The following is a 26,283-nucleotide window of genomic DNA, read 5'->3' on the forward strand; positions in this document are numbered from 1 at the left end:
GGGGACAGTGCCTTTGATGAAATTTGTAGTTTTAGCTATTCTTACTTTGTTTTTGATTCCATGGACAAGAAGTAGTAGTAAGCTTCGAGCAGTGGATAAGAAGGGAGATAAGAAGGTTGTAAAGGGTAAGAAATCATCTATTTTAGTTATTCCTGTTTTATTTTGGATAGGTATTGCAATCTATGAATACTTTTGGCTAATTGATGATCGAGTAGATTCGATTCTTACTCATTATTCTGTTGCAGTAGCAATTTTAATTGGGCTTGTTTTATTTTCACAAGATCAAATAGGGAAATTAGAAGGTACATTAAAAGGACTTCTAATGTTTATTTTACTCGCAAGTTACGGCTACTTTGGTTATTTGCACGATATAGTAATCTCGCAAAAGAAATATGATTCTGTTGTTAAGGTAGAGAAAGATATTTCAGAGCCATTTACTGAAAATGACCAGCCGTTTACAGTGCCGCCAAAGACAGCGGAGAATAAGATGAAAAAAGTATTTGGTGATATTCCAAAAGTAGCTTATTTTGAGCTAGGAGAATTAACGCCACAAATGGTAAACGGCGAAGCTTTATATGTAGCGCCGATTGAAGTTTCAGGTTTTTTTAAAGCACGTAAAGCTGAGACAATTCCAGGGTATGTAACGATGTCAGGTACGAATCCTGATGCGGAAGCGAAACTGCACCTCGGTTATAAAATGAAATATGTGCCAAGCATGTTTTTTGGTAATAATTTAGAGCGTGTGGTAAGGCAAGCAGAACCAAATTTAATCTTTAAAGGAAAACCTAAATTTGAGGTTGATGATAAAGGAAAACCATATTATACAATGACGTATGGTGAATTTATTTCAGGAAGATCTGGATTTGAGGTAGAAGGTGTTGTCGTAGTAGATGCACAAACAGGTGAAGTGAAAAGATATGATAAAGGAAAGGCACCTAAATTTGTTGATGGTGTATTAAATCATGAGACTGCATCTACGTTAAATACGTACTTTGGTAAATATATTCACGGATTTTGGAATACGAAATTTTCACAAACAGATATGAAAATTCCGACTGAGTGGGGAACGAAAGAAGGCGTGACCCCGATTTTTGGTAAAGATGGAACACTGTATTATTTTACAGACTTTACTTCTCCAAAAGAAGGAGTAGATTCAGCTCTAGGTTATTCATTAGTAGATGCACGCACAGGCAAGCTATATTATTATAATGGAAAAGAAGTAAAGGGGATTATGGATGGTTCAGCAGCTACAGAAGTAGTGGATAATTCCTTTAAGAGAGAGAAATGGCATGGGACAATGCCTGTCATTTATAACGTATACGGTAAACCAGCTTGGATTATTCCGGTTGTTGATGACGGAGGCCTAGTACGTGCGCATACAGTTGTATATGCTGCTAATGCAAAAATATTTGCGACAGGTTCTTCGCAGAAAGAAGCGCTTGAGAATTATAAAAACGTAATGAGCGGTAATGGTGATACATTTAGACCAACCTCAACAGGAAAAGAAGCGCAAAAAGAAGGTATTGTACAACGTGTATATAAAGAAAAATCTGGTGAAAATACAATCGTGTACGTACTTTTAGAGAATGAACAAAAGGTATTTATGATACCAGTGAAGAAATTTCCATATGCTATGTTTACAGAAGTAGGAGATCCAATTCAAATTACATATTTAGATACGGGAGAGACGATGGCCTCGGTATCTAAATTTACGAATAGCAATGTGAAAAAGTAAAGCGGTAGAATTTCTATCGCTTTTTTTACATTATGAAAGAGGAAAATGCACTGTACTTGACGTATGTTTATGATGTAACTATAATTGTTACGATTCAGTGTGTATAGGAAAGGGTGAATTGAAAAAGTGAATGAAGTTAATCACGAAATATATAAACCTGTAAAGGCAAACAGGTTGTGGATGATTCTTGTATTAGGGACACTTACGGCAATTGGGCCATTATCTATTGATATGTATTTGCCTTCATTACCGAAGTTAACGGATGACTTGCAAACAGGTGCATCCCTAGCGCAGCTTACATTAACAGCTTGTTTACTTGGGCTTTCAGTAGGGCAATTATTTGTTGGCTCAATTAGTGATATTTACGGAAGACGCAAACCACTTATTATTGCTCTTATTATTTATGTTGCTTCTTCTTTACTTTGTGCTGTTGCGCCATCTATTTGGACATTAGTATTATTGCGCTTCCTACAAGGAGCTTCAGGATCAGCCGGGATTGTTATATCACGTGCGATGGTAAGAGATATGTACTCAGGTTCTGAAATGACGAAGTTTTTCTCACTGCTTATGTTAGTAAACGGAGCAGCACCTATTTTGGCACCGATTATTGGGGGGCAATTGTTACAGTTTACAACGTGGCGCGGTGTTTTCATCGTTCTTGGAGCAATTAGCGTATTCATGTTAATCTCAGCTACTTTTGTATTACGTGAAACATTACCTCCTGAAGAAAGAGAAACGGGTGGTTTGTCAGGGACTTTGGCGACGTACGGAAAATTGTTAAAGGACCGTCTGTTTATGGGATATGCATTGTCACAAGGATTAGTAACAGCGGCAATGTTTGCATACATTTCGGGCTCACCATTTGTGTTGCAGAACATATACGGAGCATCACCACAGCAATTTAGTCTATTCTTTGCGATTAACGGCATCGGTATTATTATTGCTAGTCAGGTAACGGGTCGTTTAGCGGGGAAAGTGAATGAGAAGACATTATTTGTTGCAGGTATTATTATCGCAGCTGTTGGTGGTCTATCTTTACTACTGACAATCGTACTAGGAATAGGTTTAATTGGTGTTTTATGTTCGTTATTCCTTGTTGTATCAAGTGTCGGGGTTGTATCAACAACTGGGTTCTCATTAGCGATGAGAAATCAGAAACAAGCTGCAGGAACAGCATCAGCTTTATTAGGTTTATTACAGTTTATTTCAGGAGCTCTTGTTGCTCCGCTAGTAGGTATCGGTGGAAGTAATACAGCATTACCGATGGGTATTGTTATTGCGCTTTGTGAAGTAGGAGCAGTGTTATGTTATCTATTTATGGCCAGAAGAAGTGAGAAACAGTTTGAACTGCAACAAAAACAAAATCTAGAGGCTTAACAAAAAAGAACTGATTCAAAGGGAATGTTTGAATCAGTTCTTTTTTCATTTCTTTGAAATACCTCATACAGTTTTGTAAGGTGATGTAGTAAAGCATTGCAAAAATTATTTGTATAAAGTGACGATACTGTGACAAACATGTTGGTATATATATTACGGTGTCGTCTTAAGTGTAAAAAGTAGGATGTTCTCGGTATAATAACAAGTGGAGATAAAAGAAACTATAATGAGTAATAGTTGTAGATAAAAGGAGAAGAAGAGATGAAGAAGGTTTTGGGTATTGCCGTAATGGGAGGAATGCTCCTTCTAGCAGGATGTAATGGAAATAAAGATACGAAAGAACCGAAAGAAAAGGTAGAGCAATCTACAGAACAAACAGAAGAGATGAAAGAATACCGTGCAGTACATGAAAAATACGATACGAAAATGAATAAAGAAATTAATAAAGCACTGCAGTTATTTGAAGTAGCAAAAGAAAAGGGCGGTAAGGAAATAACGACTGCTACATATAAAGAAGATGTGCAAAAGGTAACAACGAGCATGTTAGAAGATATTGATCATATACGTAAAGAAATTCGTGTGCCGAAGTCGAAAGAGCAAGAACATGAAGTATATGTTGGTTTCTTGAATGAATCGGAGCAAGCAATGAAAAAATTACAGAAGTTAGCTAAAGAAGAAGATTCATCGTTGATTCGTGATATAGAAATTAATTTTGCAACAGCATCAACATACTATAAACGTTTTCAAGCAGAAATGAAAAAATAACCTTGCCTGTGCAAGGTTATTTTTTCTTCTTACTACCGCCTACCTCTTTATTTTATTTCTCTTTTGTATTCTTTTTTCGTTCCATCAGAGAAGACAACTTCTAAATCAAATTTTTGATAGTCTTTATCAAGTTTGAACACGTTCACTACTTGATCGATTACTTCTTGGTCAGCAGTATTTTTATCAAATTTTAATTCTTGTAAGAGTGGGCTTAATTTTGTGATAGCCTCGTCTCCTGTTAATTTTACATCTGCTTTATGATCTTCAATTTTTGCTTCCATTTTCTTATCAGCTGCTACATTTTTATAGTCTGCTTCGTAGTCTTTCTTTGTATCTTGGTAGTCTGCCTTTAAATCGAATTCATTGAAGTTTAGTTTTAAATCTGCAGGAGCCTCATTTTTTGCTTCTTCAGTCGTCTTTTTATTAGAAGTTGTGTCTTCTTTTGCAGGAGCTTTACATCCTGTTAATGCAGGTACTAGCATAAGAGCTAATAAAACTGATAGTAGAATTCTCATTATAAATTCCTCCTTATGTAAATTCGTTCTATACAAGTTTTTCCCAAAAACATGTAATTATGTATGTGTTGAAAATAAATTATTATTCTGTAGTTGCAAGGGCTAATCCGCAATTTAAATCAAAAAAGATTTGTATGTATATGGTAAATTGAAGTTGTGAGGAGGGGCTAAAATGCATGAAGAATATAAAGAGATAATAAAAAAATCAATTGAATATATAGAGAATCACTTACATGAGGAGCTTACAACAGAAAGAGTGGCATCTCACAGTGCAGTATCGATGTACCATTTTCATCGCATCTTTCAAAGATATGTTGGGATGAGTGTAACAGATTATATTCGAAAGAGAAGGTTAACTCATGCTGCGCAAGTTTTAGTGTCAACGGAGAGAGCTGTTATTGATATTGCAGTGCAATACGGTTTTTCCTTACAAGAGGCATTTACGAGAGCTTTTAAAAGAATGTTTCAATTGCCACCAAAGAAATATCGAAAGTACTTTCAGTCATTTTATATAGAAAGAGAGGGTGTTTCAATGCAAAAAGGTATACCGAAAGGATGGATCTTAAGTGGAAGTCATCCTGCTGAATATGAGATGGGTTTAGATTATGAAGTTGTCCATCAGGGGAAAGTATCTGCATACATAAAAGCAAAAGAGAATGTTACGCACGGAGGATTTTCAACATTAATGCAAATGTTCCGAGCGGATAAATATGTAGGAAAGAGATTACGTTTTACAGCATTTATTAAGAGTGAAAATGTAAGAGATTGGGCAGGATTGTGGATGCGAGTAGATGGAAAAGATACAGAACCGCTCGCTATGGATAATATGCAAAATCGCCCCATTAAAAATACGAATAACTGGCAATCGTACTCGGTTGTATTAGATATAAAAGAAGAAGCACTTGGTATTGCATTTGGTGTTTTATTATCAGGAGAAGGTTGTGTGTGGCTAGATAGTATTCGATTTGATGAAGTAGATGAAAAAATTCCTTCAACAGATTTGGCAGAGAACTTTTATGAAACACTTTTAGAAGAGCCAGTGAATCTACAATTTGAAGAAGTAGAAAAATAAAAAACAAGGAGAAAAGATATGCTCAAATATGTAAAACTAATAAGTATTAGTTTAGTAATATCGTCTTGTATTATGGGAATTAATTATTTAGTTAGCTATCTTTGGTCAGGGCATATACCTTCTTTGACGTGGAGAACATATTTGATGTTTGTGTTTATATTTATGATGAGTTTTGGTTCAATGCAAAAAGAAGGAAAAGAGGATTATTGACAATAGTCTTCTTCGCCTTTCTTTCATTAACACAAATGGTTGTAACTGTTTTTGGAGATGCAGGTATGATTTTCAATATCATCTCACTATCGTTACAACTTGTAAGTTTGGGTGTAATTGTACCACATGAAATGCTTTCTAAAACATATCAAACAATCGGTGAATTATTTCCTGCAATATATGCAGGAAATGGCTATTATACAATAATATTTGGAGGAGTTAGTTTAGAAAGAAATATTATTTCATTATTAGTTATTGTATTGGTTATACAATTAGTAGCAGGTATGATTTTAGCTATAAAAGGAATGGCAAAGGGAAGAGGAAGCTCTGTAGTTAAAGTTGTATAAAAGTAAAAAGGTATCCTTCATGGGATACCTTTTACTTTTGTTACTTTGCAACTTCTGTCCACTTGTAGTTAAACTCACCACCGAAGTCAGTTGTTACAAGTCCTTTAATGAAAGAGCGTTGTAAGTAAGAACGACCTTGTTGGTATAAAGGAGCGACAGCGCCGTCTTGTAATAGAATTTTTTCAGCTTGCTTCATTGCTTCAAAGCGTGCTTTTTCATCGCCAGCTAAATCTGTTTTCACTTTATGAATTAGCTCATCGTACTCTTTGTTAGAGTATTTATCGAAGTTATAAGCACTATCTGTTGTAAATAGATCTAAGAATGTAATTGGATCAGCGAAGTCAGGGCCCCAGCCGTCAATACCAATTTCATAGTCACCACTTAATAGTAGTTTTAGCTGTTGTTTACGTGGTTGTGGTTTTAAATTCACTGTTAATCCGTCTAAGTTTTTTTCTAATTCACCTTTTAAATATTCACCAGTCTTTTTAGCTAAAGCATTGTCACTTGTTAATAGTTCGATTGTTACTTTGTCAGTACCAAGTTCTTGTTTTGCTTTTTTCCAGTTTTCTTTCGCTGTTTTCACATCATCCTTGACTAGATTTCCATTTTCTTTACGGAAGTCGTTGCCTTCTGGGCTCTTTGCGAATTTCGCAGGAACCATTCCTTCAGCTGGAACAGCGCCGTTATTTAAAATTGTTTCTACGTAAGCTTTTTTATTCATTGCGCCGTTAATAGCAAGGCGTGCATGTTGATTTTTTAATGTTTCATTTTTCTGATTTAGTCGTAAGAATTGAATGCCGACTTCAGCGCGTTCCTTGAAGTTTGGATCGCTCTTATATTTATCAACAAACTCTGCAGTTAAAGCAACGCGATCAATTTGTCCTGAATCATATAAGTTCACTTCTGTAGACTTATCTTTAACGACATTGAAGTTGATTTCTTCTAATTTTACCGTTTTAGCATCCCAATAGTTAAGGTTTTTCTTCAATTGGAAGCTTTGTTCATGTTTCCAGTTCTCTAATGTGAAAGCACCGTTGTAAATTAAATGATTTGTTTCCAAACCATATTTATCACCTTGAGATTTTAAGTACTCTTCATTAATTGGTAAGAATGTTGAGAATGTCGTTAAGCTTAAGAAGTAGGGAACAGGACGGTCTAGTTGTACTTCTAACGTTTTGTCATCGACAGCTTTGACCCCTAGTTGATCAATTGGCAATTGTTTTTGGTTTATTTGTTTCGCATTCTTTATATCGAAGAATAAGAATGCGTATTCAGCTGCTGTATCAGGATTTACGGCACGTTGCCAAGCGAAGGCAAAGTCCTTTGCTGTAACAGGAGTACCGTTTGACCATTTTGAATCACGCAGATGGAATGTATATTTTGTTTTATCGGGACTAATGTCAACCGACTCAGCGACACCAGGAACCGGTTTATTATCTTCTCCCATTGCATATAACCCTTCAAAAACATTGCGCATTACGTTCATGGATTCCCCATCCGTTGCTTTTGCAACATCCATTGTTGGAATTTCTGAAGCGAATGATAAGTTAATTGCCTGTTTATCAGGTGCTTTATCGTTTGCTTTCGCTCCGCTTGCATTATCTTTATTTCCCCCGCAAGCAGTTAGTAATAGACTTGCCCCTAAAACAGATGCAACAACAGGTATAACTTTTTTCTTCATTGTTCGTTCCTCCCTAAATGTGTTGTTCGTAACGTCATAATGCCTATGTCTGAAGTAGCTATAGAAGGAGATAAAACCTATTATAAATATTTGTTTATAGGTAATCAGGTGTTCTATATGTATATACATGTTGATCTATAATCTATCGTTATATGTTTCAACGTAGTAGACATTATATTTTGATGGTGAAATATTTCGTTTCTTTGATTATTTAGAATATTAACACTGAAAAGAACTATATGTCAATAATAAAAATAGATTGTTAATTTCTTAGAATAATATATTGAAAAAGCAGATTCTCATGTGTGAGAGAACCTATTTTAAATATATTTTGCTAAAAAAACAATTGGTGTGGGCTAATAATAAGTGGGGATGAAGAACCCCCCACTTATTAAAGTTTCACTTTATTTTTCAATTTTTGCCCACTTGAAGTTTAATTGACCTGCAAAGTCTACTTGCACAATTCCTTTCACATAAGAACGTTCTAAATAAGATTCGCCTTTTTGGTAAAGAGGAGCGATAACAGAGTCTTTAAATAATATTTTCTCGGATGCTAGTAATGCTTCCCAGCGAGCTTTTTCATCACCAGCTAAAGTTGTTTTCACTTTTGCTATTGTTTCATCGAATTCCTTATTAGAGTAATGATCTAAGTTATAAGGGTTATTCGTTGTAAATAGCTCAAGGAATGTAATTGGATCCGCAAAGTCAGGGCTCCAGCCATCAATTCCGATTTCGTAGTCACCTTTTAATAAAAGCGAAACTTGTTGCTTACGCGGTTGCGGTTTTATATTTACTGTTAATCCATCTAGATTCTTTTCTAGTTGTCCTTTTAAGAATTCACCAGTTTTCTTATCAAGGTCAGCATCACTCGTTAATAATTCTAATGCTATCTTTTCAGAACCAAGCTCTTGTTTAGCTTTTTTCCATAACTCTTGTGCAGATTTTGTATCAACTTTTGTTAAATCGCCATTTGCAGTACGGAAGTCTTTTCCTTCAGGTCCTTTTGCAAAGTTTTTTGGAACGAGACCAAATGTTGGTGTAGATCCATCATTTAATAACGTATTTACAAAGGATTTTCTATCAATTGTTTGATCAATTGCTTGGCGTGCAGAAACGTTTTGAAGCACTTTGTTTTGTTGATTCATACGTAAAAATTGTACGCCTACGTTTGGACGTTCTTTAAAGTTAGCATCTTTTTTATATTTATCGACGAAGTCAGATGTTAGTTTTATACGATCTAATTGTTTTGACTCGAATAAATTTACTTCTGTTGATTTTTCTTTTACGACGTTAAAATTGATTTCTTCTAGTTTGACAGTATCTTTATCCCAATAGGTAGGGTTTTTCTTGAATTTAAAGCTTTGTTCGTGCTTCCAATCGCTTAGTGTAAAAGCTCCGTTGTACAAGATTGTATTATCTTCTAAAGCGTACTTATCACCTTGTGCTTTAAAGAATTCCTCGTTAATTGGTAGAAATGTTGGGAACGCTGTTAAGCTAATAAAATACGGAACAGGACGCTCCAATTCTACCTCAAACGTATGGTCATCAACTGCTTTTACACCAAGTTTGTCGGCTGGAAGTTCTTTGTTGTTAATTTTTGTTGCGTTTTTAATATCAAAGAATAGAAATGCATATTCAGAGGCTGTTGCTGGATCTACGGCTCTTTGCCAAGCGAACACAAAATCTTTAGCTGTAACAGGAGTGCCGTTTGACCATTTTGAATCTCGCAAATGGAATGTGTATTTCGTTTTATCGCCACTTACTTCATGAGATTTTGCAACACCAGGAACAGGTTTGTTACCTTCACCAAGATTATACAAACCTTCAAATACGTTTCGCATTACTTGACCAGAATCAGTATCTGTAGCACGAGCCGTATCCATTGTTCGTATTTCAGTAGGTGAAGATAAGTTTAAAACCTGTTTACTAGGTGCCTCGTCTTTTGCATTTGCTCCGCTTGCTTCGTTTTTATAACTACCGCAACCAGTTAATAAAATACTTACTCCTACAACTGATGCAATACCGGGTACAAACTTCTTTTTCATTTGATTTTCCTCCTAAATAATTAAGTTTGGATGATGATGAGGGAAATGAAAAATAAAAAATCCCTCTTTTCATATTGAGAAAGAGGGATTTTTACGTACAAGTTATGCACCCGTATATAAACGAAGTCCCTCATTCTATCTTTCAAGCATAAAGCTTGCAGGAAGTGGCACAGTATTCAAAATGAACCTGTTGCCGAGGTTTCAAAGGGCCAGTCCCTCCACCTCTCTTGATACAATGAGTAAACGAATAAATTTTATTAATTTTTGTGTTTCTTTGATAATTCAAAATCTTACACCTTGAATAATGAAGTGTCAACTAAATGAAATATAGTTTAAATTTTCAGTTTTCTTAAACGAAAAAACCACTGCATAGGGCAGTGGTTTTTCTACTAGAAGTTAAAGTTATCTGGATCTGGACCAACGCGACGATCTTCATTTAAAGCTTGAATTGCTTTCATATCATCAGCATTTAATTCAAAGTCGAAGATGTTTGCATTTTCAATAATGCGATGTTCTTTAATTGATTTGGGAATTGTTACAACTTCGTTTTGTAAATCCCAGCGTAAAATAATTTGCGCAGTTGATTTATTATATTTTGTCGCAATTTCTTGTAACGTTGGATTATCTAGTAGTTGTCCTTGCATTAATGGTGACCAAGCTTCAAGCTGGATATTATGTTCTTTACAGAATGCATGTAACTCTTCTTGTGCTAAACGTGGGTGGTATTCCACTTGGTTGACCATTGGCTTAATTTCAGCAATTTCAAATACGTCTTGTAAGTGGTGAATGTGGAAATTACTCACACCGATAGCGCGAACACGGCCATCTTTATAAAGTTTTTCTAATGCTTTCCATGATTCGGTATATTTCCCTTTTACAGGCCAATGTACTAAATATAAATCTAAATATTCTAGACCTAATTTCTCTAATGTAGTTTCAAATGCTTGAAGTGTTGTTTCATATCCTTGATCGCTATTCCATACTTTTGAGGTAATAAATAATTCTTCGCGTGAAACACCGGATTCACGAATCGCTTGTCCAACGCCTTCTTCATTTTGATAGATTGCTGCAGTATCGATGCTGCGGTAGCCATTTTTAATTGCTGCTTTTACAGAATCAATTACTTCTGAACCATCTTCTACTTTAAAAACACCTAAACCAAACCAAGGCATTTTTACACCGTTATGTAATGTTGTATAGTCTTTTAAACTTGTTAAAATCATATTATTTCCCCCTAGCTTTTTTGTTTGTTGCTTCTACTGCTTTTTGAATTGCCGCTGAAAAATTATATTCGTATAAAGTTTTGAGACCCTCAGCTGTGGAACCACCTGGCGTTGTTACTTGTTCGCGGAGGTTAGCTGGATTTTGCGTTTGTTCGAGCATAGAAGCAGAGCCAGAAATCATTTGAATGACAAGATGTTTTGCGGTTTCTTCATCGACTCCATAACTTTTTGTTGTTTCAATTAAGCTTTCAGCAAAGTAATAAAGGAAGGCTGGTGCACTTCCAGTAACTGCAGTAAGCTGATGAACTTCTTCCTCAGTACAAAGTTGCGAAGTACCAATACCTTTTAAAAGCAGTTGCAGGGTTTCTTGATGCATCGCGTTTACTGATTGTCCCATTGTATATAAGGAGATAGATTTTCCAATTTCAGCAGCTGTATTAGGCATAATCCAAGCAACAGGCGTGCCCTTTGGGAGTCTAGCTTCTAAATAAGATGGTCCAATGCCGGCTGCGACTGTTACGACTAGTTGATTTGATAGTAACGGAGATAGCTCAGCTAATAACTCTTCATGAGCAGAAGGTGGCATTGCTAAAACAACCGTATCAACAGATGTAACATGCTGTTTCCAATCTGTTGCAGTAGACACATTATATCGATGTTGTAACTGTTTTAGCTTTTCTACGTTGCTTCGGTTAGAGACGATAATTTCTTCGATGTACTCTTTGCTTGTTTTAAGTAATCCGGAAAATATAGCTTCTGCCATACGACCGGCACCAATAAATAAAATTCGATGTTTAGTTAGCATATCCGTTATTCCTTTCTAGTAGAGATATGTTATAAAAACGATATCATCTTTAAGAGAATTTTGTAAAAAGAAAAGACTTACTGTAGATGGAATGGATAATGAGAAGGCGGAAATTCATGCTAATATTAGCTGTTATTAATCTCTTTATATGTGTAGCTGGTTTGCTAGAGTGGAAGAGCAATTATAAGGGGCAAGAACATACAAATAATTATATCTAGAAAATAATTAGAATTGAAAAACCCCTGAGGCATATATGCTTCAGGGGTTTACTAATAGAATATAAGATTATGCTTTTGTCATACCAAGTAATACAGCGCCGCCGATAATTAAAACACTACCGAGTGCAATAAAGATCAATTGGCGTTTTGTTTTCTTTTCACCTAAGAATACAATCGCACCGAATGTTGAGATAACGATTCCAGTTTGAGATAATGGGAAGCTTGTTGCTACTCCAACACGTGGTAATGAAAGAAGTAAGAATAAGTTTCCAGTTCCCCATAGTAAACCAGACAAAGCATTACGGATTGCATATTTGTTAAATGGTTTATGTTTAGACGTCAGTACAACTGCACCAACAAACATACCAACTGCTTGTGGTAAAATAGCAGACCAACCATCGATATTATACCAACGAATAATAATTACATATACAAGATAGCCGAAAGTAGAAACAATTAAAGTAAGAAGTCCTTTTTTCAATTGTCCAGGTGGCTGAGCATTTTCTTTATCATCTAATGATGTGAATACAACACCAACTACGATTAATAGGATTGCAATCGTTCCCAGAATGATCGTTGTAGTAGTAGTCCACTCACGGAAAGCGATAACCCCAAAGATAGAAGTTGCAACAAGTTGCATACCAGTAGAAATCGTTACAGTAGTTGAAACACCTAGTTTTTCAACTGTTTTTAATTGGTTTACTTGTCCTAAAGCCCAGAATAAACCTGAAATAAAACCAACAATTAAGATTGTCATTGTTAAAGCTGGTTGAGTAAATACATACATAATTGTTGCGAAGAATAGAGCACCGATTGTCATACCTACCGTTTGGCTATATGCACCACCGCCCATTTTTACGCTTACTAATAAGATGTTTCCCCATGCAATTGCAGGAAGAAGCGCTAATAAAATGTCCATTACAAGACTCCCTTCGGTTTGCTATACCAATATAGTTACATATCGTTCTAACGATCGGTAATGCCCCACTAATAGAGTAGAAGATTACCGATCGCTAAAACAGGATGAAGAATTCACGATATAAATGCGTTTTCATTTCTTCATTTTTTGAAACACCTCCATATAATAACAGGAAATTGCCTATTTTAGAAAGTGAATTCAAATAAAATGTATATTTTGATAAGAGGTAAAATTCAGTTATTTCCCAGTGGTATATTTTATTTCCTAAGAAATAAAGAAGCAGCTTCGGAAAAAGCTGCTTTAAGAGTTAGTAATTCTTTTATTAATAAGTTGAATACATAGTAGAAATAAGAGTGACATAACGATAGTAATAACTACAAGTGTCCAGGCGAGTTGCATATTACTTGCATCAATAGCCATGTAAATTGCAGTTGGGATTGTCTGTGTTTTACCAGGAATGTTCCCGGCAAACATAAGTGTAGCACCAAACTCACCGAGCGCGCGGACAAAGCTCAAAATCATCCCGCTTAGTAAGGCAGGAAATGCGAGTGGAAGTGTAACGTGCAGAAAAACTTGATATTCACTTGCGCCAAGGTCACGAGCACTTTCTTCAATTTGTACATTTGCGATAGAAAATCCCGTTTTCGCTGATTGGTACATAAGCGGAAATGCAACAACTGTAGAAGCGATGATCGCAGCAGTAGATGTGAACATAATAGACTGCTGAAATAATGATTCAACCCACTTTCCGATCGGGCTGTTGTTTCCAAAGATGATAATGAGAAAGAAGCCGATAACAGTTGGTGGAAGTACCATTGGTAATAAAAATATGGTTTCTAATAGTACTTTATATCGCCATGAGGAGCGAGCTAGTGCTCGCCCGACAATTGTCCCTAAAATTGTAACGAGAATAGTGGCGCACGCAGCTACTCTTAAAGATAGAAAGACAGGCGATAAAATAGCATCAATGCTCATAGTAATTACGACAGAACTGTAAATCCATATTTCTTAAAGATAGATTGTGCATCTTTTGACTGCAAATACTCATAAAATGAAGTCGCCTCTTTCTTATGTTTAGATTCCTTTATAACACCTAAAGGATAGTGGATTGGCTCATGAGAAGTAGCTGCTGCTGTCTCACCAATCTTTACTTTATCCGAAATGAGAGCATCTGTTTTGTATACGATACCAGCATCGACATTCCCTGTTTCTACATATGTTAACACTTGGCGAACATCTTTTGTAAATACGACTTTATTTTGAACATCATTCCAAAGGTTTTCGTGTGTTAGAGAAGCCTTTGCATATTTGCCAGCAGGTACAGATTCAGGTGTACCAAGTGCAATTTTTTGATTTTCTCATCTTTTAAATCTTGAAATTTTGTAAGAGAACTATCTTTAGGGATGACTAGAACTAGTTCATTTCCAAGAAGATTTTTCCCTTCTTTTTCATTAATGAATCCTTTCTTTACAAGGGTTTGGAATTTATCTTCTGCTGCTGAGAAGAATAAATCAGCAGGTGCACCTTGTTCAATTTGTTGTTGAAGTGCTCCAGAAGCACCGAAGTTAAAAGAAAGTTTGATATTTGGCTCTTTTTCTTTATATTGTTTTTCGATTTCTTTTAATGCATCTTGTAAGCTTGCAGCAGCTGAGATAGTCAGTTCAACTGTTTTATCCTCTTTAGCAGTTGACTTTGTATGCTTTTCCCCACTTGTACAAGCAGCGCTAAATATAAGAAGGAAAGAAAGTATAAGTGCCCCGATGGAACGTAATGTAAATTTATTCATAAAAAAATCCCCTTTCATTTTGATACATCTAATTATAACTAAATATAACTAATTATAACTAGTTATAATTGAATATAATTTGAACATATATCTATTTTTAAAAAATAGGAGAAATATTCTTTTCTTTGTTACAATGAAAGGAGAAAGTGAGGAATCGTCTATGGATCATCATTCCTACACAACGGAAGAAGTAGCAAAGCGATTAAAAGTATCAAAATTAACTGTATACGACTTAATTAAAAAAGGAGAACTTCCTTCTTATAGAGTTGGTAGACAGATGCGCATTGATGCAGCAGATTTAGATCAATATATAAAGCAAATGAAAACAGGAAAAGTACAAGTTAATCCTGTAAAAAACGATGGTAGTAGTATCTTGAACACGTGTATTATTAGTGGTCAAGAACTAACGTTAGATATGTTAGCTAAACGTATAGAAAATCGTTTGCCAAGTTCTAATGTTTTAAGAGCGTATCAAGGTAGCTTAACGAGTTTAGTGAAAATGTATCAAGGAGAAGGAAGTATCGTTAGTTTGCATTTGTTTGATGGTGAAACGGGTACATATAATATTCCTTACGTAAAACGTATTTTAGTAGGACAGCCATGTCTTATGATTAATTTATTGTCCAGAAATGTAGGGTTTTATGTTCAAAAAGGAAATCCGAAGAAAATAAAGACATTGGCTGACATATCCGGGTCCACTATAAAGTTTGTGAATCGAGAAAAGGGTTCTGGTATTAGAGTGTTAGTGGATGAACAATTACGAATCCAAAAATTAAATAAAGCTGATATTAGTGGATATGAATGGGAAGAATCGAATCATCTTGGTGTTGCCACTCAAGTTGCAAATGGAAAAGCTGATGTAGGAGTAGGTTCAGAAAAGTTTTCGCAAATTGTAAATGTGGACTTTATTCCAATCATGAAAGAACAGTATGATTTAGTAATTTTGAAGAATAAAGAAAATGAAGAGTTGATTGAAGTTGTGAAAGACATTCTGCAATCGAAAGAATTTCATAATGAATTAAATGCGATTGGCGGATATGATATTACGAAAACAGGTCAAATTGTATATGAAACAAACTAAAAAGCTGCTTGTCTATAAGACGAGCAGCTTTTTCTATATAAAGGGGGTTGGGGAAACAAAGTGTTAAACAAGACCTTGAGCAAGTGTATAAATGAAAGCCGTAAGAAGAGTAGCTCCACTTGCAAGTCCGATAAAGTCTGATTTGTTGAAAGTAATGTTGTTCATTATAATCTCTCCTTATTTGTTTAATGTAGTTGCAACAGCTTTTGCATCGACAAGTGCGGATAGCACCATGCCCATTGTATTTAAAAGTTTATTTGATTTCATATTGTTCATCATGCGTATCCGCTCCTTTTCGAATTGTTGTTGCCCTGCTTATGTCTTAATTATAGGAAATATGTCTACTTGCAACTATCGAATTAGCTTACGAAAGACTTACACTTTTGTAAGAAAAAAAGACATTCGTGTAAGAATGTCTTTCATAGCATATTGATATGATGATGTTCTTCAATTGTTTTTAAAAAACTACGCATTGAATTCGTCATATAGCTATCTTTACGGCGTATGAAAACCGTTGAAATACTGCCGTACTTTTCAGGGATTGCATGACAATGTACCTTACCTGCTTTAGAAAGATGATGGACAGCAGACTGTGGTACGAGTGTAATTCCGAGACCGAGTGCAACACTGTTTAATATTGTCTCTAATATATTGAATTTCATAATTCTTTTTGGTAGCAAACCTTCATCTTTAAGCCAACGTTCTAGTTTGGAGCGGTATCCACATCCTTGGTTAAAAACGAGTAGAGGAGTTGTTGTAAATTCTTCTATATGAAAGGCTTTATTTTGTGTTATAAGCATTAATTTCTCTGTACTAACATCGTATTGTTCGATTAGTGGATGTTTAATAGGACCTGATATAAAGGCACCATCTAATTGGTGATCAAGTACTTCTCTAATTAATTCTTCTGTTAGACCCGCTTGTAATGATAAATCGACATTCGGATAGCTTTTATAGTAAGAAGATAAAATGGTAGGCAGTGTACTTACTGTTTCGACTGTACCGATTTTTAATATACCGGAGGGTGTTTCGCTATCTAAAAATACTTGTTTTAGTTCATCGACATCTTGCAAAATTTTACTAACATAAACGAGCATTTTTCTTCCTTCAGCTGTTAAAGTCATTCCTCGTTTATGGCGGTAAAAGAGTGGGGTTTTTAATTCGTTTTCTAGTTGTTTAATACGTGCAGTTACATTTGATTGTACATAATTTAATTCCTTTGCTGCGCTACTTACACTACCCTGATCGGCAACGCTTTTAAAGATTTGTAAGTCTCGTAATTCCATTTTGTAATCCCCCTTGATGTTAACTATCATTATAAATGATAGTTAACATCATTTTGAATCATTTTACGTGATATATTTTTTCTTTTACAATTCTCTTTGTGCAAATAGAAAGAAACGGGGGATTGCGGTGAGAAGAGGTCAAATGATAATAGGGGCTTTAGCGTGTTTAATTGCGAGTATGTCATGGGGAGCGATGTTTCCAGTTGCTGATCATGCGCTAGAATACATAGATCCATTTTATTTTTCGCTTATTCGCTATGGAGCAGTGGCGATAATGCTGATTGTATTGTTGTTAATGAAAGAAGGAAAACAGGCATTTCGTTTAGAGGGAAGAGGAAAGTTACTCGTCTTTTTTGGAACGATGGCATTTACAGTATATAATGTCCTCATATTTTTAGGGCAAATGTTGATGGGTAAGTCGGGTGTAATGGTAGCTTCCATTATGGAAGCACTTATGCCGATGATTTCTATTTGTATTTTATGGGGATATAAGCATATAAAACCGAAGAAGTATATGATAACGAGTATGGTTATTGCTTTTGTAGGAGCTGTGTTTGTTATTACAAAAGGTGACATGAGTTTCTTTGTAACATTGAAAGATAATATGTTCCCATTAGCATTTATATTTATTGGTGTTGTAGGCTGGGTTATTTATACGATGGGTGGTCAAACTTGTAGTGATTGGTCAACATTACGTTATTCTACGTTGACGTGTGTATTCGGTACGACTGTTACAGCGATTATAACGGTAATTATTACGTCGCTTGGATATATTTCAGTTCCGAGTATGGGAACGATTTCTATTGTGAAATATGATTTGTTATTTATGATGACATTGCCAGGTATTGTAGCGCTACTTGCTTGGAACTATGGTGGGAAAATTTTATCATCCATTAATGGGATTTTATTTATTAATTTTGTACCAATTACGACTTTAGCTATTATGATGATGCAAGGGTATCAAATCACAATGTTTGATATTATAGGGACTGTACTTGTTATTGCAGCGCTTATTCGCAATAACGTTTGTCAGAGAAAAGAAGAAAATATAAATAAGAGAGTTTTACAAGAAGAACAATTACGTCAAGCTGTTTAATAGGCAAATGGAGGATTTCACATGTTAGAAAGTTTATTGTTTTTCTTCGCCGTCGGAGTTGCCTGTGAGCTTGCAGCAATTAATCGAAATGGTCGTAAAAAGATAAAACAACAAGCTGAGCTGATACAGCTTTTAAAAGAATTGAAAGAAAGAAAAAATTAAAAAGACGACCGGGCATAGACGGTCGTCTTTTTCTATATAAAGGGGAAAGGGGACACAAAGTTATACAAGCGTAGCAGCGTAAATAAAAGCAGTAAGAAGAAGAGAGCCGCTAGCTAATCCTAAAAAGTCTAATTTGTTAAAAGTGATGTTATTCATAATACATTCTCCTTACTTGTTTAATGTAGAAGCAACAGCTTTTGCATCGAAAAGAGCCGATAATACCATGCCCATTGTATGTAAGAAATTGTTCGTTTTCATTTTGTTCATCATATTAATCGACTCCTTTTCGAATAATTGTTGCCCTGTTTCTGACTTAATTGTATGAAATATAGTAAGAAGTAACTATCGAATTAGCTTACAAGAAAATTACACTTTTGTAAGAATTAAAATGTAACAATTCATACTCATTTTTATTACCAACTCCTAAAACTTAGTGTTATAATTGTTGTAAGAATATGATTATACTTCGGATGTTTAGAAAGGAACGAAATAAATGTATAAACCAATTATATTTTTGTTGAAATATATATTTAAAACAGCTGGGAAAGTAGACGTGCAAGGAAGAGAAAAGCTACCAGAAGGTGGTCCGTATGTTGTTGCGTGTACACATACAAGGTTTATGGATGTATTAATGTTAGCTACAGGGATGTACCCAACTCAAATTCATTACATGGCAAAAAAAGAATTATTTGAAGGGAAATTCAAAAATTGGTTCTTTAAAAATGTAAATGCATTCCCTGTAGATCGCGCGAATCCGGGACCGAGTACACTTAAAATTCCATCACGTTTATTAAAAGAAGGAAAGGTAGTAGGGATTTTTCCGAGTGGAACGAGATCAGCGGAAGATGTTTCATTAAAAGCGGGTGCTGTGACAATTGCGATGCGTTCTAATGTACCTTTAGTGCCGGCAGCTTATGTTGGTCCATCAAGTGTAAAAGAATTAATAAAGGGGAAAAAGGCACAATTGATTTTTGGAGATCCGATTCAAATTGAGGCTGGAGAACAAATAGATCGAAAAACTGCTATGAAAATGATGACAGATCAATTAAATGAGAAATTTGAGGAGTTAAAAGAAGCTTTGCAATCAAATCAAAAATAAGAAAAGACGACCGGGCATAGACGGTCGTCTTTTCTATTACTATTTATAATAAAGGGGAAAGGGGACACAAAGTTATACAAGCGTAGCGGCGTAAATAAAAGCAGTAAGAAGAAGCGAGCCACTAGCTAGTCCTAAAAAATCTAATTTGTTAAAAGTGATGTTATTCATAATATATTCTCCTTACTTGTTTAATGTAGAAGCAACAGCTTTTGGGTCGATAAGAGCGGAAAATACCATGCCCATTGTATGTAAGAAATTGTTCGTTTTCATTTTGTTCATCATATTAATCCGCTCCTTTTCGAATGGTTGTTACCTTGTTTCTGACTTAATTGTATGAAATGTTGCCGAAAGTCACTATCGAATTAGCTTACAAAAAAATTACACTTTTGTAAGAGAAATGAATGAAGGTGTAATGATAAGAAGATTTGACATATGTTCATGAGATTCATTAACTTAAAGATAGAGGTGAGTGTATGGCTAATATTAAAGATATCGCAAAGATGGCGGGAGTTTCAGTTACGACTGTTTCGAGAGTGTTGAATGATCACCCATATGTAAGTGAAGAAAAAAGAAAAGCGGTTATAGAGATAGTTGAGAAATTGAATTACTCGCAAAACGCAAATGCTGTTCATTTATCAAAAGGAAAGACGAATATTGTTGGTGTGATTTTACCGTATATTAATCATCCGTGTTTTGATGCGATGGTGAGCGGAATGATGGAGATTGCGTTAACTCATAATTACAGAGTGTTACTTTGCCAAACGAATTATAATAAAAAAGAAGAAATGAAAAGTTTACATATGTTAAAAACAAAACAATTGGATGGTCTTATTATTTGTTCCCGTGCAAATGATTGGGAAACGATAGAACCGTATGCTTCTTACGGCACAATAATTGCTTGTGAAGACAATGATATTTCAAACATCTCAAGTGTATATACGAATCATTCAGCGGCCTTTCAATTAGGAATGGATTATTTGATTGAGAAAGGTTATAAAAAAATTGGTTATTGTACGGGAAGAAAATTAGGACCGAGTAGTCAAAAGCGTTTTGATGTTTATAAACAGCAATTGCAATCTATAGACGAAGAGGTTAATGAAGAATGGATTTTTACAGAATGTTTTACACTAGAAGATGGTGTAAAAGTGGCTCATAAGTTAAAAGAGATGCAGGATCTTCCTGAAGCATTAATAGTAGCAGGTGATGAAGTTGCGATTGGGGTTATGACAGAGGTTGAAAAATTAGGGATTCAAGTTCCTGAGGATTTAGCGATTATTGGCTTTGATAATCAACCTATCTCGCAAGTGTTACAATTGACAACTATTGATCAAAATTTAAAGGAGATAGGGAAAACTGCTTTTGAAATGTTGCATAGAAAAGTGAATGACGAGAGTTCTGAACAAGAAAAGCTGGAAATTCCATACGAACTTGTGGAACGCTCTACGGTTTAATTTTAATCCGTTATGTGTATAATCGCATAACGGATTATTTTTTTGAAATATCTTTGACAGGAAACGCGTTTCATACTTTATAAAGGAGTTAAACCGGTCTGTAATATCCATGGATTCTTTTCAAGTGTTAAAGCAGTGAATAGAATTTGGAGGAATATGCATGAATGAACTTTTATCGAGTATGAAAAAGTATGTAGATGATGATGAAAAGATTTTGGTTTTTGTGGTAGGGATATTTGAGAAGGATAATTTTATATTATCGTATCAACATGGGGTTTTTGTTGCCACTACTAGACGTCTCCTTTTTTACGGGGAATTTCCGTACTATCCTTCAACATTTAAAGAGTACTCATATTTGCATATAGATAGCATAGATTTTCATCCGTACTTTGAGTTTACTTGTAATCATGAAACCATTCGCGCTAAGTATATTCAGAAAGGGAATGTGGAGCAATTTGTCCGTGCAGTTAGAGCAAATATGAATAATTAATCAACCCTCTGTTTAAACATAATATTTCAATTTTTAAGAGGGGAAATGCGGAATAAAAACCACTTCTAAACCTCTAGGAGATAGTGATACAATGTCAAATGGGGGGAGGGGATGAACTATGGTTAATCAACGTATAAAGGAAATAACACTAATTACAATTGGTTCATTATTATTCGCAATTGGTATTAATTACTTTGCAATTCCAAACCGTTTATCGGAAGGTGGAATTATTGGTTTAACGGTTGTTACGTACTACTTATTTGATTGGTCACCAGGAATTGTGAACTTTGCCATAAATGCAATTTTACTAGCTGTTGGTTATAAATTTTTTGATAAGAAAACAATGATTTATACAATTTTAGGGATTGTAGAAACATCTTTGTTTTTATACGTTACAGAACATATTGAGTATCATGTAAATAGTGATACATTATTAGCAGCTTTATTTGCTGGTTTATTTGTGGGTATTGGATTAGGCTGTATGTTCAAAGCCGGAGGTACATCGGGAGGATCAGCAATCTTAGCTCGGTTAGCAAATCAATATTTAGGTTGGAGCGTAGGTAAAGGCGTACTAATTATTGATATTGTTGTAATTGCTGGTTCTGTATTTATAATAGGGCAAGAAAAGGCAATGTATACACTTGTAGCTGTGTTCATCGGAGCGAAGGTGATTGATTTCATTGTAGAAGGAATGGATACAAAAACGGCTGTTACGATTATTTCGAATCAACCAGATTTAATTCGTGAAGCTATTACGAAAAATATGACACGCGGTGTTACTGTATTAGAAGGGCGCGGCGGATATACTGGTAAAAATAAAGAAGTTTTATATGTTGTTATTAATAAACAAGAGCTTGTTAAGTTAAAACAAGTTATTAGCCGGGTAGATGAAGATGCTTTCGTTGTTATACATGATGTACGTGATGTACTTGGCGGTGGCTTTAAAGCAAGCTAAAAGGTGAACGAGTAAATTCGTTCACCTTTTTTAATTATTACAAAAATGTAAGTGTAATGTAATGAGATTCAATAGTAGATTTTATTCCCCCTTTTTAAAATGGATGTATATATATCCTGCAGAGGAGGAATGTTTATTATGAAGAAAAAAATGATCACTACTATAATAGCGATGATAGTGATAGTAGTAATGTTACTACCTACGAAACTTGGACCGGTTATCGATAAATATAATCCATTTTATAAGACGAAAGAATACTATACGGTTGTGAATACAATTGGTCAGCATATTGGTGATGAGTGGTATGAATATGAATTTATTGCATTCGATGAACGTGGTAGAGAGCAGAAAATAAAGAAAACGGTTAAGCATATGTTAAAGAGAGATGAAGCATTAAAGGTGTATGCAAAAGGACGTTACGGTGAATCGATTGAAGAGATTGAGGTTGCAAATATTCCTATAAATGCGAAGAGTAAACTTTTAACGATGAGATAGTAAAATATACCCCTAGCTATTTTTTGTCGAAAATAAAAATACTAGGTAAGGGTATTTTAAAGGTTGGCAAAAAAGCCTTAGTCCATATAGACTAAGGCTTTTTTATTATATAAAGGGGAAGGGGGTACATTGTAGTAGCATGGGTGAAAGGTATAAGAAGAGTAGCTACTAGCAATGCAATTTGGTTATGTGATTGTTCTTCTTATTTGGCTTACTTTCTAACTTTATTGTACGAAATATAAGTAAGGGGAACTATCGAATTACATTACACATAACTTACAAACATGTAAGCCTTCTGTAATGTAATTCGATAGTTAAAAGATAGTAATTTTCATATAGTGTAACTAGAAAGTCTTAATGTATTACTTTCTGTTTGTAATGAAGAATGAAAAACCAACTAATTTTTAATAATCCTCATCTGAATAAAGATGAGGATCCTTTTTTAAACCTTACAACATTGTAAGGTTTACGTAAGTTAATTCGATAGTAAATTTGTCATATTTTTTGCATAATAGATACAGATAGAAAAATAATTAGGGATCTAGTAAGAAGGGAGAAAAATGGGATGCGTAAAGAAGAAGTAGTGAAGTTACCAATTAAAGATTTCTGTAGCTACTTTACTGTTGCCGTAGTGTGTATTGGATTATTTGATATCATAACAAACTTAATTGTTAAATAATATAGATGATAAAACAAGAAAGGAAGTCCTTTCTTGTTTTTTTTATGGGGGCATAAAGATGAAATGGATTGATAGTCATATACATGTTGATCAATATAAGGATGAAGAGAAGAACAGATTACTGAAAGAGGTGGAAAATAGTAATGAAATAAAGGGGCTTATTGCTGTATCTATGAATTATCAATCTTGTAAGGAAACGTTATCTTTAGCGAAGAAGTATCCCTTTATATATCCAGCGATAGGGTTTCATCCAGAGCAACAGATTCATAAAGAAGAGTGTGAACAGATTTATAAACTTATTGAACAGAACGCAGAGGAAATTGTTGCGATTGGTGAAGTAGGTTTGCCCTATTATTTGAGGAAAGAAGATGAAAGCATTGCTGTAGATTCATACATAGCTGTATTAAAAAAATTTATAGAACTAGCTAGTAAGTATAATTTGCCGATTATATTACACGCAGTTTATGAAGATGCTGACACTGTATGTGATTTGCTAGAGAAATATAAAGTTTCACGTGCACATTTCCATTGGTTTAAAGGAAGTGATGAAACAATGAAACGGATGATGAAGAATGGTTATTATATTTCGATTACACCGGATGTTTTACATAAGGAGAAGATTAGAAAAATTGTTTCGTATTATCCGCTTGAATATATGATGGTAGAAACAGATGGACCGTGGGAATTTCAAGACGATGTTATGACGCACCCGAGAATGATTCGAGATGTATTAAAGGAAATTAGTGTTATAAAAAACATATCTGTTGATCAGGTTGCAGAAACAATATATGAAAATACCATTCGATTTTATTTGAAAGGATAGGAGAATTATAATTTTCATAATGTAACGGAAAAAGTAAAAGTTGAATTTATTTAATAAAATGCCACGGTTTGATATATGAAAAAAACCACCAAGCGTTCCGCTCGGTGGTTTTTTATTAGGATTCTAATTTTTTAGCACGTTTTAATAATAAAAGAAAGACAATGATAACGAACCCCAGTATAAGGAAGAAGCCATATTGCTTTATATAATCAATTATGTCATTCGCACTGGTTGGTTTTTCAACGTGAATGCCGTCTTTATTCGTCGTAATATGAATATCTTTCATTTTTACTTCATTTTTTTCCTTTTGTAAATCAATCCATTCTATATTTGGAATACTTTCTAGATCCTTTAATACTTCTTTTAATGGTTTCACACCTAAGTAAGGATGATAAAATGCCCCAATAATCCCATCGGATAATTTAGCAACAGATAAAGCATTTGCTTTCATTTTAGCGATAGCTTGTGGCTTGTCTTCTTCAATAAAACCGACTGTTTCAGGCATTAATTTCATTCCATGTAGAAATGATGGTGTACTTCTATATGCTGGAGAGTGCATGGATTTCCAAGTTATATCACTTAACTGTAGTTGTCCTACATAAGTTGAAAAGTATCTTGATAATATTTCATACCCTTTTTGAGACATCGTGTAATGGGGTGCTTCAAATGCGACGGGATATAGTTTAGCATCTACAAGTTCTTGAATGCCTTTTTCAATATGCTCAGTTGTATATTTTTCTTCAAATTCTTCCCCTTTTTTTACGTATGCATTATATGCTTCTATATTAGGAAAGGCATCTTTTGTTTTTGGTTTTTCATGTTTCGGTTGGCGAATTGGTTGATCTGACTTTACGTCCCAAAATTCAAAACCTTCCCCAGTTTCACTATCATAAAATTGGTGCGTATAACCGTGCATAATAATTGCTGCACCCTCATCTTGCATAGAGCGTAAAAGATCGACTAGTTCGGGTTTATCTTTTAAATGTAGTGGTTTTCCTGTCTCTGGATCTGTATATACAGGAATAACAGTGATCATGTAAGGAATCTTTTTCTCTTTTAGTAATGTAGCAATTTCTTTTAATTGATTTATATCTGCGGCTGGATGGACGTCCTCAAGACGTAAATAAGCTTCTACCTTATTGTTCGTTGGCTTTTGTCCGAAGTAAGAAAATAACACTTCACCGATGTAATGAGACATCCAGTCAAAGAGATTTGGCGTTGCAACGTAATAAGAATTATTTTGTTGCACAATTAATGGATAAGGATTCTTCCCTTTTAAAGCGTGGGCAAGAATTGTTCCAGTTGTATCAAGATGTTTAATTGATCGTTCTTCCTCTAATGTATTCTTTATTTTACGTGTTGGATATTCAATTGTATCAGAGTTTATATCTTCATTTTTAAGTGTGATAAACGAAAAACGATTGGATAATTGTTCTATATTTTGACCTAAAAATAGTAGTGGCCCTGAGAAACTTTCTAGAAATTCTTTTGTTTCAGTAGAAAGTTCTTCTTGTTTTTCACCTAAGTAAATAATATGTGTATATGAAGATTTATCAGTTATTTCAGCTAACTGTTTTATGTTTTTTATTGTTATGTTATTAGTAAAATGTCCTACTTGTGTATTAAGTATTTGGGTATCACTTGTAATTTGATCATCGTTCGAACTGTATAAAATAAGGGCTTTTGGATTTGCGTTTTTTTGTGCGGAAATAGGGACAGGAATTAATAGTAGTAAACTAAATAAGAGTAGCAACCATTTTTTCATATTATTATTCTCCTAGTTTATATTTAGAATTCAATTTACAATTATATACAAAAAATGCGTTATAGTCTATGAAAGTTACATTTTTGCACGTATTTACCAGCTGTTTTTTCACAAAATCGGTCTAAAGCATGATGATAATACGTATAGTTATTTGCTATGATAAAAGAGTAAGAGAATGATGAAATTTGGGTAATTGTAAAGGG

At 34.5% G+C, this 26,283-nt stretch carries 27 protein-coding genes, 1 pseudogene and 1 riboswitch; of the genes and pseudogenes, 15 read left to right on the plus strand and 13 right to left on the minus strand.

The window, feature by feature from the left end:
* Positions 1-16: 16 nt before the first annotated feature.
* The 3 genes from MR169_RS17535 to MR169_RS17545 all read left to right on the plus strand — a co-directional run bounded on the left by MR169_RS17535 (position 17) and on the right by MR169_RS17545 (position 3,877).
* The gene (locus MR169_RS17535) at positions 17-1,735 is read left to right on the plus strand and encodes a DUF3981 domain-containing protein (RefSeq protein WP_000674048.1); all 1,719 of its coding nucleotides are present in this window, start codon (positions 17-19) and stop codon (positions 1,733-1,735) included.
* A gap of 117 nt (positions 1,736-1,852) precedes the next feature.
* Positions 1,853-3,112 carry a multidrug effflux MFS transporter gene (locus MR169_RS17540; RefSeq protein WP_223153447.1) on the plus strand — a complete coding sequence of 420 codons (1,260 nt, stop codon included), beginning with the start codon at positions 1,853-1,855 and terminating at the stop codon, positions 3,110-3,112.
* Positions 3,113-3,373: 261 nt separating this feature from the next.
* A complete protein-coding gene (locus tag MR169_RS17545; RefSeq protein WP_000756518.1) occupies positions 3,374-3,877 on the plus strand; it encodes a hypothetical protein in 504 nt (167 codons plus the stop codon).
* A gap of 47 nt (positions 3,878-3,924) precedes the next feature.
* Here MR169_RS17545 and MR169_RS17550 read toward each other — a convergent pair whose 3' ends face one another.
* The gene (locus tag MR169_RS17550) at positions 3,925-4,392 is read right to left on the minus strand and encodes a YusW family protein (RefSeq protein ID WP_001221553.1); all 468 of its coding nucleotides are present in this window, start codon (positions 4,390-4,392) and stop codon (positions 3,925-3,927) included.
* 172 nt (positions 4,393-4,564) lie between these two features.
* Here MR169_RS17550 and MR169_RS17555 point away from each other — a divergent pair, with 172 nt between their 5' ends.
* Genes MR169_RS17555 through MR169_RS17565 form a run of 3 tightly spaced genes read left to right on the plus strand, consistent with a single transcriptional unit; the run spans position 4,565 to position 6,021 of the window.
* Complete coding sequence (locus tag MR169_RS17555; RefSeq protein ID WP_242319759.1) at positions 4,565-5,464, plus strand: helix-turn-helix transcriptional regulator; 900 nt, start codon at positions 4,565-4,567, stop codon at positions 5,462-5,464.
* A gap of 18 nt (positions 5,465-5,482) precedes the next feature.
* Positions 5,483-5,674, plus strand: a complete 192-nt coding sequence (locus MR169_RS17560) for a hypothetical protein (RefSeq protein ID WP_000922547.1) — start codon at positions 5,483-5,485, stop codon at positions 5,672-5,674.
* Complete coding sequence (locus tag MR169_RS17565; protein ID WP_000156941.1) at positions 5,671-6,021, plus strand: ABC-2 transporter permease; 351 nt, start codon at positions 5,671-5,673, stop codon at positions 6,019-6,021. The genes MR169_RS17560 and MR169_RS17565 overlap by 4 nt, the downstream gene beginning before the upstream one ends.
* Before the next feature lie 40 nt (positions 6,022-6,061).
* Here MR169_RS17565 and MR169_RS17570 read toward each other — a convergent pair whose 3' ends face one another.
* The 7 genes and pseudogenes from MR169_RS17570 to modA form a co-directional block, all read right to left on the minus strand.
* Positions 6,062-7,702, minus strand: a complete 1,641-nt coding sequence (locus MR169_RS17570; RefSeq protein WP_023520842.1) for a peptide ABC transporter substrate-binding protein — start codon at positions 7,700-7,702, stop codon at positions 6,062-6,064.
* Between the two features lie 404 nt (positions 7,703-8,106).
* A complete protein-coding gene (locus MR169_RS17575; protein WP_044797184.1) occupies positions 8,107-9,747 on the minus strand; it encodes a peptide ABC transporter substrate-binding protein in 1,641 nt (546 codons plus the stop codon).
* A 132-nt stretch (positions 9,748-9,879) separates the two neighbouring features.
* Positions 9,880-9,984, minus strand: a riboswitch (SAM riboswitch).
* Positions 9,985-10,136: 152 nt separating this feature from the next.
* Positions 10,137-10,970: an aldo/keto reductase gene (locus MR169_RS17580; protein WP_016118999.1), complete on the minus strand. Its 834-nt coding sequence runs from the start codon at positions 10,968-10,970 to the stop codon at positions 10,137-10,139.
* 1 nt (position 10,971) lies between these two features.
* On the minus strand, positions 10,972-11,775 hold the full coding sequence (gene proC / locus MR169_RS17585) for a pyrroline-5-carboxylate reductase (protein WP_242319760.1): 804 nt from the start codon (positions 11,773-11,775) through the stop codon (positions 10,972-10,974).
* A 285-nt stretch (positions 11,776-12,060) separates the two neighbouring features.
* Positions 12,061-12,912: a GRP family sugar transporter gene (locus MR169_RS17590; RefSeq protein ID WP_000353544.1), complete on the minus strand. Its 852-nt coding sequence runs from the start codon at positions 12,910-12,912 to the stop codon at positions 12,061-12,063.
* 300 nt (positions 12,913-13,212) lie between these two features.
* A complete protein-coding gene (gene modB / locus MR169_RS17595; protein WP_016119001.1) occupies positions 13,213-13,887 on the minus strand; it encodes a molybdate ABC transporter permease subunit in 675 nt (224 codons plus the stop codon).
* 5 nt (positions 13,888-13,892) lie between these two features.
* Positions 13,893-14,698, minus strand: a pseudogene (modA, locus tag MR169_RS17600) (molybdate ABC transporter substrate-binding protein).
* A 160-nt stretch (positions 14,699-14,858) separates the two neighbouring features.
* Here modA and MR169_RS17605 point away from each other — a divergent pair.
* Positions 14,859-15,779: a substrate-binding domain-containing protein gene (locus MR169_RS17605; protein WP_137070165.1), complete on the plus strand. Its 921-nt coding sequence runs from the start codon at positions 14,859-14,861 to the stop codon at positions 15,777-15,779.
* A 63-nt stretch (positions 15,780-15,842) separates the two neighbouring features.
* Here the strand turns inward: MR169_RS17605 and MR169_RS17610 are convergent, their stop codons facing one another.
* Together MR169_RS17610 and MR169_RS17615 are read right to left on the minus strand one after the other, a co-directional pair.
* Positions 15,843-15,944: a DUF3948 family protein gene (locus tag MR169_RS17610; RefSeq protein WP_001060018.1), complete on the minus strand. Its 102-nt coding sequence runs from the start codon at positions 15,942-15,944 to the stop codon at positions 15,843-15,845.
* A 254-nt stretch (positions 15,945-16,198) separates the two neighbouring features.
* Positions 16,199-17,065, minus strand: coding sequence for a LysR family transcriptional regulator (locus tag MR169_RS17615; protein ID WP_242319761.1), 867 nt, complete (start codon positions 17,063-17,065; stop codon positions 16,199-16,201).
* Between the two features lie 127 nt (positions 17,066-17,192).
* Between MR169_RS17615 and MR169_RS17620 the strand changes: the two genes are divergently transcribed.
* Positions 17,193-18,161: a DMT family transporter gene (locus MR169_RS17620; protein ID WP_242319762.1), complete on the plus strand. Its 969-nt coding sequence runs from the start codon at positions 17,193-17,195 to the stop codon at positions 18,159-18,161.
* 21 nt (positions 18,162-18,182) lie between these two features.
* Positions 18,183-18,323, plus strand: a complete 141-nt coding sequence (locus MR169_RS17625; RefSeq protein WP_000894065.1) for a YrzO family protein — start codon at positions 18,183-18,185, stop codon at positions 18,321-18,323.
* Positions 18,324-18,383: 60 nt separating this feature from the next.
* Here the strand turns inward: MR169_RS17625 and MR169_RS17630 are convergent, their stop codons facing one another.
* On the minus strand, positions 18,384-18,479 hold the full coding sequence (locus MR169_RS17630) for a DUF3948 family protein (protein ID WP_001060007.1): 96 nt from the start codon (positions 18,477-18,479) through the stop codon (positions 18,384-18,386).
* A gap of 337 nt (positions 18,480-18,816) precedes the next feature.
* Here MR169_RS17630 and MR169_RS17635 point away from each other — a divergent pair, with 337 nt between their 5' ends.
* Positions 18,817-19,422, plus strand: a complete 606-nt coding sequence (locus MR169_RS17635; protein WP_242319763.1) for a lysophospholipid acyltransferase family protein — start codon at positions 18,817-18,819, stop codon at positions 19,420-19,422.
* 72 nt (positions 19,423-19,494) lie between these two features.
* Here MR169_RS17635 and MR169_RS17640 read toward each other — a convergent pair whose 3' ends face one another.
* On the minus strand, positions 19,495-19,590 hold the full coding sequence (locus MR169_RS17640; protein WP_001060007.1) for a DUF3948 family protein: 96 nt from the start codon (positions 19,588-19,590) through the stop codon (positions 19,495-19,497).
* A gap of 305 nt (positions 19,591-19,895) precedes the next feature.
* Between MR169_RS17640 and MR169_RS17645 the strand changes: the two genes are divergently transcribed.
* The 5 genes from MR169_RS17645 (at position 19,896) to MR169_RS17665 (ending at position 24,315) form a co-directional block, all read left to right on the plus strand.
* Positions 19,896-20,873, plus strand: coding sequence for a LacI family DNA-binding transcriptional regulator (locus tag MR169_RS17645; RefSeq protein WP_001273898.1), 978 nt, complete (start codon positions 19,896-19,898; stop codon positions 20,871-20,873).
* 160 nt (positions 20,874-21,033) lie between these two features.
* Positions 21,034-21,363 (plus strand): PH domain-containing protein, encoded by a 330-nt coding sequence (locus tag MR169_RS17650; protein ID WP_001004249.1) that lies wholly within the window; start codon positions 21,034-21,036, stop codon positions 21,361-21,363.
* A 118-nt stretch (positions 21,364-21,481) separates the two neighbouring features.
* Entirely contained in the window at positions 21,482-22,318 is an 837-nt protein-coding gene (locus MR169_RS17655) for a YitT family protein (protein WP_000248046.1), read from the plus strand.
* 138 nt (positions 22,319-22,456) lie between these two features.
* Positions 22,457-22,813: a YxeA family protein gene (locus MR169_RS17660; RefSeq protein WP_061663594.1), complete on the plus strand. Its 357-nt coding sequence runs from the start codon at positions 22,457-22,459 to the stop codon at positions 22,811-22,813.
* Positions 22,814-23,550: 737 nt separating this feature from the next.
* Positions 23,551-24,315, plus strand: a complete 765-nt coding sequence (locus MR169_RS17665; protein ID WP_044795056.1) for a TatD family hydrolase — start codon at positions 23,551-23,553, stop codon at positions 24,313-24,315.
* Positions 24,316-24,430: 115 nt separating this feature from the next.
* On the opposite strand, the gene MR169_RS17670 is transcribed toward MR169_RS17665, so the two are convergent.
* Entirely contained in the window at positions 24,431-26,080 is a 1,650-nt protein-coding gene (locus MR169_RS17670) for a DUF2334 domain-containing protein (RefSeq protein ID WP_242319764.1), read from the minus strand.
* Between the last annotated feature and the right edge of the window lie 203 nt (positions 26,081-26,283).

The organism is Bacillus cereus group sp. BfR-BA-01349, assembly GCF_022663795.1.
GTDB classification, from domain to species: domain Bacteria; phylum Bacillota; class Bacilli; order Bacillales; family Bacillaceae_G; genus Bacillus_A; species Bacillus_A cereus.